11 protein-coding genes are annotated in these 13406 nt (G+C 71.3%); 2 read left to right on the top strand and 9 right to left on the bottom strand.

Translation table 11 applies throughout. The annotated features are described in order from the left end of the window. Nucleotides 1-3 precede the first annotated feature (3 nt). Genes KA248_01650 through eboE form a run of 3 tightly spaced genes read right to left on the bottom strand, consistent with a single transcriptional unit; the run spans nt 4 to nt 5345 of the window. Nucleotides 4-3015 carry a hypothetical protein gene (locus tag KA248_01650; GenBank protein MBP7828602.1) on the bottom strand — a complete coding sequence of 1004 codons (3012 nt, stop codon included), beginning with the start codon at nt 3013-3015 and terminating at the stop codon, nt 4-6. After that, complete coding sequence (locus KA248_01645) at nt 2994-4154, bottom strand: 4-phosphoerythronate dehydrogenase (GenBank protein ID MBP7828601.1); 1161 nt, start codon at nt 4152-4154, stop codon at nt 2994-2996. The genes KA248_01650 and KA248_01645 overlap by 22 nt, the downstream gene beginning before the upstream one ends. A 39-nt stretch (nt 4155-4193) precedes the next feature. Next, nucleotides 4194-5345, bottom strand: coding sequence for a metabolite traffic protein EboE (gene eboE / locus KA248_01640; GenBank protein MBP7828600.1), 1152 nt, complete (start codon nt 5343-5345; stop codon nt 4194-4196). A 116-nt stretch (nt 5346-5461) separates the two neighbouring features. On the opposite strand from eboE, the gene KA248_01635 reads away from it, so the two are divergent. Further along, nucleotides 5462-6271, top strand: a complete 810-nt coding sequence (locus KA248_01635; protein ID MBP7828599.1) for a hypothetical protein — start codon at nt 5462-5464, stop codon at nt 6269-6271. A 109-nt stretch (nt 6272-6380) separates the two neighbouring features. Here KA248_01635 and KA248_01630 read toward each other — a convergent pair whose 3' ends face one another. The 6 genes from KA248_01630 to KA248_01605 form a co-directional block, all read right to left on the bottom strand. Further along, nucleotides 6381-7589 (bottom strand): 3-dehydroquinate synthase, encoded by a 1209-nt coding sequence (locus tag KA248_01630; GenBank protein ID MBP7828598.1) that lies wholly within the window; start codon nt 7587-7589, stop codon nt 6381-6383. Continuing rightward, nucleotides 7586-8890 (bottom strand): alkaline phosphatase family protein, encoded by a 1305-nt coding sequence (locus KA248_01625; GenBank protein MBP7828597.1) that lies wholly within the window; start codon nt 8888-8890, stop codon nt 7586-7588. Before KA248_01625 ends, KA248_01630 begins: the two co-directional genes overlap by 4 nt. Nucleotides 8891-8898: 8 nt before the next feature. Next, nucleotides 8899-9825, bottom strand: coding sequence for a UbiA family prenyltransferase (locus KA248_01620; protein ID MBP7828596.1), 927 nt, complete (start codon nt 9823-9825; stop codon nt 8899-8901). Next, nucleotides 9818-10486 carry a hypothetical protein gene (locus KA248_01615; protein MBP7828595.1) on the bottom strand — a complete coding sequence of 223 codons (669 nt, stop codon included), beginning with the start codon at nt 10484-10486 and terminating at the stop codon, nt 9818-9820. The genes KA248_01620 and KA248_01615 overlap by 8 nt, the downstream gene beginning before the upstream one ends. Then, nucleotides 10483-11331 (bottom strand): TatD family hydrolase, encoded by an 849-nt coding sequence (locus KA248_01610; protein MBP7828594.1) that lies wholly within the window; start codon nt 11329-11331, stop codon nt 10483-10485. The genes KA248_01615 and KA248_01610 overlap by 4 nt, the downstream gene beginning before the upstream one ends. A 100-nt stretch (nt 11332-11431) precedes the next feature. Beyond that, the gene (locus tag KA248_01605) at nt 11432-12160 is read right to left on the bottom strand and encodes a UvrB/UvrC motif-containing protein (GenBank protein MBP7828593.1); all 729 of its coding nucleotides are present in this window, start codon (nt 12158-12160) and stop codon (nt 11432-11434) included. Nucleotides 12161-12272: 112 nt separating this feature from the next. Between KA248_01605 and gcvT the strand changes: the two genes are divergently transcribed. Next, nucleotides 12273-13364 carry a glycine cleavage system aminomethyltransferase GcvT gene (gcvT, locus tag KA248_01600; protein MBP7828592.1) on the top strand — a complete coding sequence of 364 codons (1092 nt, stop codon included), beginning with the start codon at nt 12273-12275 and terminating at the stop codon, nt 13362-13364. The last annotated feature ends 42 nt before the right edge of the window (nt 13365-13406 follow it).

Below are 13406 nucleotides of genomic sequence, written 5' to 3'. Positions count from 1 at the left end.
CCGCTACTCGGAGGCCACGCCGACTTCAAGGCGGAGCGGCTCGCCGAACCGATCGTGGCCGGCGGCCTGGGGCTGCAGGGTCCAGGTCCCGGAGGCCGGCGCCCGCCAAGTGATCCACTCCCGGTCGGCCAGCCGCAGGGGACGCACCGGTAGCGAGGCCGGGGAAGGACCGCCGGCCACGGCGACGAAGACGCGCGGCCCCGCGGATCGCTCGCCCTCCCAGGACAGGAATCCGGAGTTTATCAGTTCGGCCTTGAGAATCTGCCCGCTGCGCAAACGTACCGGTTCACCGGGCCGCCGGGGCCGCGCGCGTCCGTCCACCTCGAGCCGGCCCCATTCGGCGTTCAGGTCGGACAGGTCGCCCTGCGGGTCGCGTTCCCGGCGGAGCGGCATAGCCTGCGCCCGGCGGAATAGCGGAAGGGCCGCCTGCCAGGCCTGGCCGGCCGGCCGCCAGACTCCGTCCGCGCCGGCGAGACCGATGTCCCTTTCGCGCGCGGGGCACCACCCGCCGGGGAAGGACCAGGCCAGCATGCCGGCCGCCTCGGTCCGCATGACCAGTTCCGCGAAACGCTGAAACCAGCGCTCCTGGTTCGAGAAGTCCGGCGCGCGCGGATGGGGCCCGACATCCAGTCCGCCGCCCTGCCAGACCAACGGTTTGCCGCCGCTGCGGAGCCGGGCCGATTCCGCCGCGGCCGCGATCGCGTCCCAGTCGGGCTCCCGCGGAAAGGGGCCCGCGAGCGAAAGGGACAGGAAATCCACGTGCGCGGCGCCGGGGAGCATGGAGGGGAAGAGCGTCCGTACGTCCTCGGCGAGCACCAGCACGGTAAGCATACGGGAAAAGCCCAGGTCCTGGAGATGCCGGCGGACCCAGCCGATGCGGCGGCTCATGAAGTCCTGCAAAAATTTTCCGTACAAGGCCGGGGACTCCGTATCGCGGCCGGGGGCTTCGGCTTGCCAGGCCCGCCAGGCCGGATCCAGCCGGCGCCGCAGATCGTCTCCCGCCAGCGCCTCGCCCGCCTCGAGAGCCAGGGCGACAACGGCGGGCTGGCCGGCCAGGTCGGCGGCCCGCAGCAGGCGCTCGATCCGGGCCTCATCCGGCGCCACGGGGTCCAGCCCGGCGAGGCCGAGCACGATCATGATTTCACGGCGGCGCGCCTCTTCCAGGACATAGCGCAACGGCGCCGCCTCGTTCTCGTCCGCGTATCGCAGGAACACCGTGTTGAACCCGGCTTCATTCAGGCGGTGGAGGTCGCGGCGAACCAGGTCCGCGTCGAAGAAGGCCGGGTTCAACCAGGATTCTCCGGCAACGGCGCCGGGCTCATAGCGAAAACCCGCCATGGCAAACGGGGCGCTGCGCCATTCGAAACGTCCGCCCTCCGTCGTCAGGGGCGGCGTGACGGGCAGCGGGTCAGGGAGCACCTTGAGCCCCTGCTCCACGCGGTCGTGGAAAAGCCCGGGCCGGCGCAGATCCTCCAGCACGATCACGACGCGGTGATCCTCCGGGAGCCCGCCCGCCACGGCCGCGAGGCCCAGGCTGATTTCGAACGGGCGGCCGGGCGCCACGGCGGGAAGCATGGCGCGGCGCAGGACCTGGCCGTCGCTTTCCCGTCGAAGCTCGGCGGACACGCCCACGCCGGACACGCCGCGCGGCCCGTCCCAGCAGGCCCGCACGAGAATCTCCTCGCTTGCCCGGTACACCCATTGCGGGCAGCCCGCATACCGGAAATACAGCCCTCCCGACAGGCGGCGAATCGCGTCCGCCGCCGCTCGCGCGGCCGCCGGCCGAACCGGGCCCGCGGGATCGAAGGCCATCCAGCCCCAGCGGCGCCAGGACTCCCCCGCGCGGCCCGCCAGGAACAGGGAGACCGGCCAGCCGAGAACCCGCCCGCGCTCGTCCTCGGCGGCGCGCATCGGAATCCAACGTCCGGCGGCCGTCTCCCGGACTCCGCGCGGCCATCCCGCCGGGCTGCCGCCCGGCGCCGCCGCCAGCCGCAGCACGCCGCCCTGCTCCAGGTCCCGGAGCGCGGAGAAGACCGTTTCGTAGCGCCGGTCCGGCGGCGAAACCATGGGCAGGTCGGGCCAGCCGAAGCTCTCCCGCGCGGGACGGTCGTCCGCCACCAGCCGCACCTCGCTTAAACCGAACGCGTGGGCGCCCGGCGACTGCGGGGCGCGGGCCATGTCGAGCCCGATGCGAATCGACGACAACTGCTCCAGGCGGAACCCGTCGCCGGCCACCCCGCGCCCCCGCCCCCCGCCGAGGTATCGGAACTGATCCTGGCGCCGCAAAAACGGACTCCACGATTCGCTCACCTCGATCGCCACGCCCCACCGTGAACCGTCCCGTTCCCGGCACTCGACGAACAGGCGCGAGGTGGGCGTGTCGCCGCGGGCGTAGAAGGCCAGGCTGTTTTCCCCCGTGGCCACAACGCCGGGCCGGATGCCGCGGTAGGTGACCGCGTCCCACTCGCGAAAACCCTCCACTTCGACTTCGATGGCGGGCCAGGGCGCCTCGCCGGACTCCGCCAGTCTCAAGCCGCCGCGCAGTTCGTCGGATTCGTTTTCATGGCGCCAGGTCCGGACACTGGAAAAAGCGCCCGCGGAGCGGGCCTTCGCCATCCAGCCGTCCAGCGCGGCGGCCCCGGTGAGAACGCGGCCGTCCTCCACGCGGAGGCGGTCCTCGAACGGCGCGCGCCCGCAGAACAGAACCGCGCCGCCCGCGGCGAGATGCTCTTCCAGCGGCGCCCACCAGTGCATGGGTAGGCCGCGCGCCTCCGGGATGACCAGCACGCGGTCGGGCCCCACGAGCGGCAGCACCCGGGCCGGATCGTCCGCGGCGGAAAACCGCTCCGCGCCGGGGAACAGGTCGGGACCCCAGGACGGGTTCGGCACGAGCGGGTCGAGGACGGCCGCGCCGCCGGCCGGGGCCGGCGGCGATTCCTTTCCCGGCCCGCACCCGGCGCAGGCCAGCGCCAGCGCGGCGGCGAGGCCCCGGGCTATGGTTCGGAGGGCGGACATGGAGAAAAACGAAAACCCAACGTCGCGATCTTCTGCGCCAGTCCCGGCGAGCCGTGCGCCAGGCGCACTGTAAACAGGGGAAATTCCCGGCGGTCCGCGTAGGCATGGCGGAGACGCCGGAACCGGTCCGCCAGCGACTCGCCCGGCGCGCCCCGGCGCAGCGCGGCATCGTCGGCTTCGATGTCATACGCGCGGCGGACGAGATCGCGCAGGATCTCCTCGTCGGAGCGTCCGCGGGCATCCGCCTCCAGGACCGCGCCCGGCGGCCCGGCCGTTCCGGCCGTATTCCAGGCGGCCGTCGTCTCGAAAAAACGGCAGGCTTCCCGGTACACGGCCACGGTTCCGTTCAACCGGCCGTCGTAGGAATAGCCCGCGATGTGCGGCGTGCCCAGGGCGGCCTTCTCGAGGAGCGCGGCCGGGATGTCCGGCTCGTTTTCCCAGACATCGAGCGCCGCGGCGCGAACCGCGCCGCGGCCCAGGGCCAGCAGCAACGCATCCGTCTCCGCCACCTCGCCGCGCGAGGCATTCAGGAAACAGGCCCCCGGCCGGAGCCGGGCGAAGAAATCGCAGTGGGCCATATGACGGGTGGGGAACGGCCCCGCGTCCGTCAGCGGGACATGCAGCGTCACCAGGTCCGCCTCGCGCAGCACCTCGGAAAGCGGCAGATAGATCGCCTCCTGCGTGGCGAGTTGAAGGGGCGGATCGTTCCGCAGGACGCGCAGGCCGAGGGCCCCGGCCTTGGCGGCCACGCGGCCGCCCACCTGCCCGACGCCGATCACGCCCAGCGTCCGGCCCGCCAGTTCGAAGCCGCCGCGGCGCGCCAGGGTCAGCAGCGCGGCGACGATGTACTCCGACACGCTGTTCGCGTTGCAGCCCGGCGCCGCGCACCACGCGAGGCCGGCGGCATCGAGCCAGGCCGTGTCGAGGTGATCGAAGCCCGCGGTGGCCGTCCCGACGAAGGCGACGGACGAGCCCTCCAGGAGGGCCCGGTTCACGCGGGTCTTGGAGCGCACGATCAGCGCGTCGGCGTCGCGCACGTCGGCCGGCCCGATCCGGTCGTCAGGACGCACCACCACATCGCCCAGGCTCCCGAACGCCTCCCGGCCTGCCAGCACGCTGGCCGCGCACACGGTTTTCACAAGGTGGAGTGTGAACAAGACCGGCGCACCGGACAAGCTTCAAGTGCCCGCGGCCAGGCGTGGCATCACCCAGCGGAACTCTGCGGCGACGCTTTCGACGGCGTCCTTCGGGCCGCCCGGCAGGGCATCGAAGCTGTAGGTTTCGATCTCGAGGTGCTCCGTGGCGCCGGCCCGGACCGCGCGGAAGAAACCCGGCGTCATCGTTTCCGCCGTGGACCGCAGCCCGGCCGCGCCCCCGAAGTGCAGCGGCACGTGAAAATGAACGCGAACGAGCGGCGGTTCCGGCAGGCCCGGTAATTCGGCCAGCGCCTCGGGCAGGTCGGGCCACGTGCGGACGCGGCTGTCATCCCAGCGGGCCGCCGCCTGGTGGAGATAGACCGGTTCCGCGAAGCGCGCCAGCTCTTTCACGCCCGCGCCGGACGCTTCCAGGGCCGCGCTCAACTGGATCTTGGAGACCCGGATACCGGCCTCCCGGTACTTCCGCAAGACGGCCTCCGGCTCTTCGAAGCAGAGCGCCATGTGGCAGGTGTCCAGGCAGACGCCGATGTGGCGCCGGCGAATCTCTTCCCCCGCGCCGCCCGGCCACGGCCGCCCGCGCAGGAAGCGGACCAACTCGGCCGGCGTTTCCCAGAGGCAGCCGGGCTCCGGTTCCAGCCCGATGTGGATTTCCCGGCCTGTTCGATCCCGGAGAGCCGCCACGTGCCTCGCAACCCGGCCCAGGTTCGCCGCGATGAGATCGACGTCCGCCGGGCCGCCGATCCAGGCCTTGAAGGAGCCCGGCACGGTGCTGATGCTTCCCGCGACCCCGGCGGGGAGCAGTTCGGCCAGTTGATCCGCGAGGCGGAGCGTGTACGCGACGCGCTCTTCCGTCCGCCAGTCGGGCGCGTAGACCCGCTCCTTGACCGGGCCGCCGCGGAAGCGGCCAAAGGGAAAGCCGTTGAGCGTGAAAACGTAGAGGTCGTTGGCCGCGAGAAGGTCCTTCAGCCGCGCGAGGGCGCTTCCGGTTCCCAGTTCCCGCGACACGGCGTCGCTGATCCGCAGGCCCAGCCCGAACGGGCGTCCCGGCCCGACCCGGTCCCGGACCGCGCAGGCGTGCCGCCGGATGGAAGCCTCCAGGTCGGCCAGGGTCTCGTCCGGATGGATGCTCAACCCGTACGTCAGGTGCAGCGGGGGCTGGTCCTGCAGTTTCATTCCGCTGCCGATGTACCGCGCGCGCGGGCGGCCCACAAGGCGAAACGAACCCAAACAAATCGCTTCACGGCTGTGAAGCGATTTGTTACAGATAAAAAGCAGCCACTGGAGACACCATGACCTGGAAATCGTTTCATCATCCCGACTTGAGCCTCAAGGTCCTCCGGCGCCAGGCCGGCGCGGCCCTGCTCGATTTCCTCGCGGAGACCGGCGTGGTCCTGATGACCCGAGGCCGGGCCCTGCTATGGGGCCGGGGCTTCAAGATTCCCACCGCCTACCGCATGGCCATGTCCCGCCTGCGAAAGCAGGGCCTGATCGCCTACCGCCGGACCGGCGGGCAGGCCCCCGTGCTGCAGGTCACGACGAAGGGCGAGGAGGCCCGCGCGCTCATCGCCCGGCCGGAGACGCTGTGGCAGCGGAAATGGAAAGGCATCTGGTGCCTGTTGTCCTACGATATCCCGGAAAAAAGCCGCTCGTACCGCGACCACCTGCGGTGGTTCCTCTCGAACCAGCGCATGGGCATGCTGCAGCAGAGCCTCTGGATCTCGCCGGACGACCTCCGCGCCGAGTTCCATGATCTCGTGCAGGCCGCCGCGCTCGACCAGTATGCCTTCCTGTTCGAGGCCCGCAACGTACTGGGCCGAAGCGACCGGGAGATCGCGGCGCGCGCCTGGCCGTTCGAGCGGATCGAGAAACTGCAGGCGTGGTATCTCTCGGTGTACGAGGAGAACTTTAACCGGCTGATCGCCCGGCCGCACGCGCCCGAGGAGGTCTTCGCGCTGGGCCGCGAATCGATGAGCGCCTACGCGTCCGTCATGCGCGAGGACCCGCTGCTGCCCGAGGCCCTCTGGCCCCCCTCGTACCGCGGCCCGCAGGTCGTCGAACTGCACCGCCGCCTTCTGCGAGCCGTCGGCGAACGGCTGTAACGGCGGCGCGCACGGCCCGCGGGGACAGAGAACCAGGATCTGAAGCGCAACAAAATGCTTCACGGCCGTGATGCATTTTGTTGCGATCAACCGATTGGCTCAACGCGGGTTATGCCCGCCGCGGGCGGGGGGCGGGGCCGCGGTGCCAGCGGGCCAGTTGCCGGACGCACGCTTCGACCTGCGCGGGATCGACGACGCCGACTTCGTGGCGGCGGCCGATCCCTTTCGGATAGGTGACCCACAACTCCCCTCCGAGATGCTCGCGGAACTCGTCGAGGCCCCGCATCAGCTTCAAGGCGCCCCGCGCGTCGCGATCCGCGAGGCGCGGATGCCACAGGACCAGGCCGCTGCGGAGCAGGCCCCGGCGGATGGCCCGCAGTTCCGCCTCGGTCAACCAGCTCCTCCGCCGGGCGTAGCAGGAATCGAGCATCAGGCCGATGGCCACCGCCTGGCCATGCCCGATCCGGAACCCGGTCATCGCCTCCAGCCTGTGCGCGACCCAGTGGCCGAAGTCCAGCGGCCGCGCGCGGCCCATTTCGAACGGATCGCCGCCGGTCCGGATATGGTCCAGGTGCAGCTTCGCGCACCGCCGGATCAGCTCCTCCATGGCGCCCCGGTCCCGGGCGCGCAGCCGCGCGGCGTGGGCGCAGAGCCACCGGAAAAAGCGCGCGTCCCGGATGAGGGCGACCTTGAACGCCTCCGCGATACCGCCTATCCAGTCGCGCCCGGGCAGGCTGTCCAGGAACGCGGCATCGTTGATGACGGCGAACGGGGGGCTGAAGGTGCCCACGAGGTTCTTGACGCCGCGCCAGTTCACGGCGTTCTTCACGCCGACCCCGACGTCGTTCTGGGCCAGCACGGTGGTCGGCACGCGGACCAGGCGCAGTCCCCGGTGGAAGAGGGCCGCGGCCAGGCCGACGGCATCGAGCATCGCGCCGCCCCCAACTGCCACGACGAAGGAATGCCGGCACAGGCGCCAGGACTGGAACCGCTCCAGCAGCCGGCCCACGAGGGCGCCATCCCGCTTCGCCCGCTCGCCGCCGGGCACGATGACGGGCGCGGCGACCAGGTCGAGGGCGGCCGCGCGCGCGGCGAACCAGCGGCGAATCCGGCCCGCGAGCGCCGGCCGCGCGAGCGCCACGCCGGCATCCAGGAATACGGCCACGCGATGCACCCGGCGCTCGCGGTTCCGCGTCAGGACCCGGAGCAGGCTCTCGTGGCCGGGGGCGAACAGGCCCCGCGTGAACACGACGGGGAACTCCACGGGCACCGTGAAGGCCTGGCGGAACGCGATGTCCTTCGGCGCGCGCGTGTTCATGGGTTGAGCGCCTGGTCCAGGCGCCAGGCCACGGCGCGCGCCAGGTCCAGCAGGTCCGCCGGCCCGGGATCGATGGGAAACGAAGCGGCCCAGGCCGCGGCCACGCCCGGACGCCCGTGGGTCCCCCGGATGCGCGCCGGATTGGAGCTGACCCGGCCGGGCGGCCAGCCGAAGAACAGTTCGCAGGGGTCGTACCCGGGCTTGTTATGGATGTCCACGTGCCCGGCATAGTCGGGCGCCTGGCGCGGCGAATCCCACCATGGATAGGCGAACCAGCGGCCCTTGTCCGCCAGCAGAACGTATTCCCCGGTGCGGGCGGGCCCCAGGCCCAGTTCCGCCTGCCGCCCGCGGTCCATGACTTCCGCCACGCCCTCCATGTCCCGCAGGACTTTCTCCAGGCGGGCCTCGCCGGACCCGCCGTCGGTGAACACGTGCGCGACCTGGTGATCCGCGAGGGCGAAGGCCCCGCTGGAGAAGAAGTCCGGGTACAGCCGGCCGCGCACGGGCCGCACGGCCAGCAGGCCGGCCTCGCGCAGCGCCCGGTTCGGGAACACCGGCGGCCCGGTCACGGGCTCGATGGCGTAGTCGCCGAAGAACACGAACTCGTAGCCCGCGCGTTCGCACTCGTCCCGGAGCCGGGCGAGATGGCGCAGGGTTTGCTCCAGCGCGCGGGCGGCGGCCGGGCTGTCCGGTCCGTGGCGCTGGAGATCGTAGTCCAGGTGCGGCAGGTACCCCAGCAGGAGATCGGGCGCGAGGTCCGGCGAGTTCATCACGTGGGCCAGGGCCTCGACGATCCACTCGCTGGACTTCGCGGAGGCGAGCGGGCCCCAGTAGTGTATGAGGTTGAAGGGCGCGCCGATCGCGCGGATCAACCGGTCGTAGAGATCCGCGGGCTGGCTGTAGCAGTCCTGGATCATGCCGCCGTGGTGCTTGTGGACCGGGCGCGGCGAGAGGACGAGGTCCAGGTCCTCGCCCAGGCTCTGCTGCCAGAACATCATGCCCACGCGGCGCCCCGCGCGGCGGAAGCGCCGCCAGAGGCGGGCCCCGGCCACCAGGCCGGCGGATTGTTCCCAGAACATCACGCGGCGCAGCTCGCGGAAGAACAGCCCGTTGCCGATCATCCCGTGGTCGCACGGGCGGGTGGCGGTGCGGAAGGAGGCCTGCGCCGTGCAGGTCAGCGCGGGGAAGACCGGCTGGAGCCGGCGGAAGCCGAAGCCGGCGGCCGCCGGACCGGCCCGGGAGACCAGGTCCCAGCCCAGGGCCGCGACGTCGACGACCAGCAGTTTTTTCTGCGCGCGCACGGGCCTCCTCAACTCATGTAGAACCGCCGCCCCAGTATGCGCGAGACCGGCCAGAGCGCAAGCAAGACCGCGCCCGCCCATCCGCCGGCCGCGCCCGCGCCGGCGCCCCAGGCCAGCGCGGCCTGGAGCGGCAGGAGGGCCCGCAGCAGGACGCCGACGGCCCCGGGGATCCGGCGCGCCCGGCCGGGCGGACCGGCCAGTCGCACGGCCACGACGAAGGCCGCCGAGCCGGCCATGAACCAGGGCACCACGAACAGCCCGGCCCCGCCGGTCCCGAGGCGAAGCGCCGCGGCGCCAAACACCATGAGGCCCAGCGTCAGGGCGCCGACCGGCCAGGACTTGGCGCGGCCCACCGGGCCGGGCTCCGTCTCCCGGCGCGCGAGGTTCGTGACCGACAGGATGTACAGCCCGAGCGCCGCGGCCCCGATGACCACGAGCGGCGGCCAGCCCGCCAGGCCGGGGAACGCCGCCGCGCCCAGCAGGAGGCTCAACGCGCGGCACACGCCCATCAGCGCGGATCCGAAGAAGGGCGCCCTTTTCCCCCCGGCGTCGTAGAGGACGATCGCGGCCGCGAGCGCCAGCCCGATCTCCCGCGCGCGCGGCCCGAGCGCCGCGCTGCACCCCAGGCCGGCGAGCAGCAGGATCACGGCTGCCGCCAGGGCGCCGCGCGGGCTCGCCCGGCCGGACGGCAGCGGGCGGCCCGGCCGTTCCCGGCGATCGGTCTCCAGGTCCAGCGCGTCGTTGAGCAGGAGGCCCCCGGCATAGAAGCACAGGGACGCCGCCACCGCCGCCACGAGTCGGCCGCCCGGCGCGGCCTTCGAGCCCGCCGCCAGGAGAAAGCCGGCCAGCGGGTCGCCCGGCACGGTGAGGAGGTTCGGGGCCCGCAGCAACTGGAGCCAGGCGAGCGCGCGGCCGGCCTGGGGCGGGTTATTCATTCGGCGCGGGGGGCGGCGCGGCGGCCGGCCCGATCCGGTACGTGTCCACCACGTCCATCAGCACGGGCCGGTATCGATCGAACAGTTCGGGGGGCGCGCCGCACATGATGTGGTGGGCGACCCGATCGCGGACGAAGTCCACGGAGAAAACCCGGCTGGCCACGAGCCCGGCCGTGCGGCGGATCGCGGGGCCCCCGAGAAGGAAGATCGCCTCGGACTGCGTGCGGATGCCGGCGTCCTTCTCCTTCCGCTCGATCTCGCGCACGAGATCGGGCAGTTCGTTGTACTCCACGCGCGTGGCGATGATGCTGATGGTGGCGCCGGACGGGCCGCGGAACACCACGTCGTACGGGCGGCTCTCCGGGGGCTTGAACACGGTCCAGCCGGCGGGCCGGACGATGGAAAACAAGCCCTCCGGGTCCTCGTAGCGGGGCCCGTCCAGGCCCAGCAGGACGGCCTGCATCTCGGCGGAGGGATCCACGTAGCCGAACGGCTTGCGGACCGGCATCCGCCGCAGGTCGACGATCAGCACGATCAGCAGGAGCAGGCCGCCGGCCAGTAAAACGATCCGTATGACGTTTTTGCTCGAAGGCTTCGGCGTGGGCGGCGCCGCGCCCCGGCGGGGCGCGCGGACACGGATCGCTGTTTTTTCCGGTGTCATCGCTGGTAGGTGGCCGGGTCCACGAACGGCAGGTCCAGTTGCGGCTTGAACCGCGGATGCTGGCCGTAGAATCGCATCGGGTTCTCGAAGAGAAGCTGCCGGACCTGCTCCGCGGAAAAGCCCTGCTGCCCCATGAAGCCGGCGACCTTCGGCAGGCTGACCGGGTCGGAGACGCCCCAGTCGGCCGAGCTGTTGACCAGCGTCCGCTCCAGGCCCCATTTCCGCAGGATGCCGCACACGCGCTCGGGGTTGAGCTTGGAATACGGGTACACGGTCAGCCCCGCCCAGACGGGCCGCTTGCGGGCGAGGTCCATGGTGTCCTCGGTGTTGTGATCCAGGATGATCCGGGCGTCGTCGTAGTCGAACTCGCGCAGGATATCGAGGGTCCGTTCGACGCCCTTCCGCTTGCTGACCTCGGGGGTGTCGTGGGGGGTGTGGATCAGGACCAGCAGCCCGCGCGCCCGGGCCATCTCCAGCTGGAGCTGGAAGACCTTCTCCTCGCCGGGCGTGATGCGGTTGAACCCGATCTCGCCGATCGCCACACACCGCTCATGGTCCAGGTACGGACCCATGCCGTCGAGCACCTCGCGCGCGAGGGGCAGGTTGTCCGCCTCCTTGGGATTGACCGAAACGCAGGCGTAGTGGTCGATGCCGAAGCGCCGGGCGCGCGCGGTCTCGAAATCCAGGATGAGCTGGAAGTAGTCGAAGAACGTGCCGGCGTAGCGGCGGGAGGTCCCGAGCCAGAACGACGGCTCGACGGCGGCTCGGATACCCTGCCGGTACATCGCCGCGTAGTCGTCCGTCGTCCGCGAATACATGTGGATATGGGGATCAATGATGGTCATGGTCTCATCACTTGGTACGAATCAACGGGTTCCGCGGCCCCCCTTCAAGCACTTTTTTTCCCGGGAGGGCCTCCGAAAGGATGAAGCGCTCCGGACCGCGTCAGGGTTCACCAATGCTGCGCAGCTGGTCCCGCAGCCGGGCGGCGTCCTCGTATTTCTCCTCGGCGATGGCGCGGGCGAGTTCCTCGCGCAATTCCTCGCCGCGGCTCCGGGGGCCCTGCCGGCGGATCCGGCCCAGCAGGTCGGTGAGGGCCTCGATCTCGGGGCTGCCGGGCGGGGCTTCCCCCTCGCCGTTCCGGCTCCAGAAGGCGCGGATATCCTGCACCGCGGCCTGGAGAATGGACACCGCCTCGGTTTCGCGCTGCTCGCCCATGCACTTCTCCGCCCGGGCGCGCGCGTTCATCATCCGGATGTAGGGATAAAACTGGAGGAACGCCCACGCGGCGTCCTCGTCCGCGATGCGCTGCTCGACGAGATCGAGGATCGCCAGGTTGTGCTCCGTGTCGCGGATCACGCCGTCGAAGTACCGCAGCGCATGGAACGCCAGGTAGCGGTAGTAATACTGCATGGCCTCCTGCTGAAGCTCGCTGCAGGCGACGGGGTCCAGGGTCGCCGCTTCGGGCGGCAGGGCGCGGTGGTAGTCGAGCAGCGACGCATGGCCGCGCGGACGCTTCCCGTCGGGCCGCCCTTCCGGCTCCATCTGCAGGAGGCCCAGATCGAGCCGCAGCTGGATACGGAGGCGCCCGTCCCGGCCGATGATCCATCGGGCCGACACGCTGCCGGGATCGTAGTTCCAGCCGTTCAGGAGTGGAGTAATGTCGCTGTTCATGTTTCTGTTCCACATTCAATATACCCGAAAACCGGGCCGGCTTCAAAACAAACGGAGCGGCCCGGCCGCCGCGGGCTGGCCACCGGCCGGGAACCGGCGTATACATGGAGTTATGAAACGCACACCGCTCCACGAAGCCCACCGGCAACTCGGCGCGCGCCTCGCCCCCTTCGGCGGCTGGGACATGCCCATCCAGTATGCAGGCATTCTCCAGGAGCACGAAGAGACGCGCCAGCGGGCCACCGTGTTCGACACCTGCCACATGGGCGAGTTCGAATTGAGCGGCCCGACGGCGCAGGCCGACCTGGAGCGCCTGCTGACCCAGTCCGTGGCGACGATTCCAGCCGGCCGCTGCCGCTACGGCTTCCTCCTGCGGGACGACGGCGGCGTGCTCGACGACCTCACCTGCTACCGGCTTGGTCCCGACCGTTTCATGCTGGTGGTCAACGCGGGCACGCTGGAGCGGGACCGCGATTGGGTGCGGTCGCATCTTTCTGCCACGACGGCATTTAACGATTTATCCGAAGCCACCGCCAAGCTCGACGTCCAAGGCCCGCTGTCCCGGCAGGCCGTGGATAAGGCCTTCCAGGGCATCCTGCCCGACCTGTCGTATTTCGGGTTTGCGGAAAGCGCGCTCGCGGGCGTCCCGTGCCTCGTCAGCCGCACCGGGTACACGGGCGAGTGGGGCTACGAACTGTACTTCCCGGCGGGCCGCGCGGTCGAGTTCTGGGACCGGCTGCTCGCCGCCGGCGTCCGTCCGGCCGGCCTCGGGGCGCGCGATACACTCCGGCTGGAAATGGGCTACCCGCTCTACGGCCACGAGCTGACCGAAACCCGCACGCCGGTCGGAGCCTCCCGGGGCAAGTACATCGACCTGACCAAGGATTTCATCGGGGGCCCCGCGGTCGCCCGCGAGATCGAGCAAGGCCCCGCCCGGGTCCTGGCCGGCCTGCGGCTGGAGACCCGGCGCGCGGCGCGGGCCGGCGACCGGGTGATGAAAGACGGCCGCGCGGTCGGCGAGGTGACCAGCGGCTCGCTGGCGCCGAGCCTCGGCGTCGCCGTGGCCCTGGCCTACGTCGAGACCCCGCTGGCCGAGGAAGGCGCCGTCCTGCAGCTCGAAAGCCGCGGCGCCGCCCTGGACTCGGTCGTCACCGCGCTCCCCTTTTACACCCAGGGCACGGCCCGCCGGAAGCCCGCGCCCTGATCCCGAGTTTGCCTTGGACATGGCCGGGCCAAACGAGTACAC

The sequence above is a fragment of the Kiritimatiellia bacterium genome, from assembly GCA_018001225.1.
Classification (GTDB): domain Bacteria; phylum Verrucomicrobiota; class Kiritimatiellia; order CAIQIC01; family JAGNIJ01; genus JAGNIJ01.
This window is presented reverse-complemented; position numbering and strand designations above follow the sequence as displayed.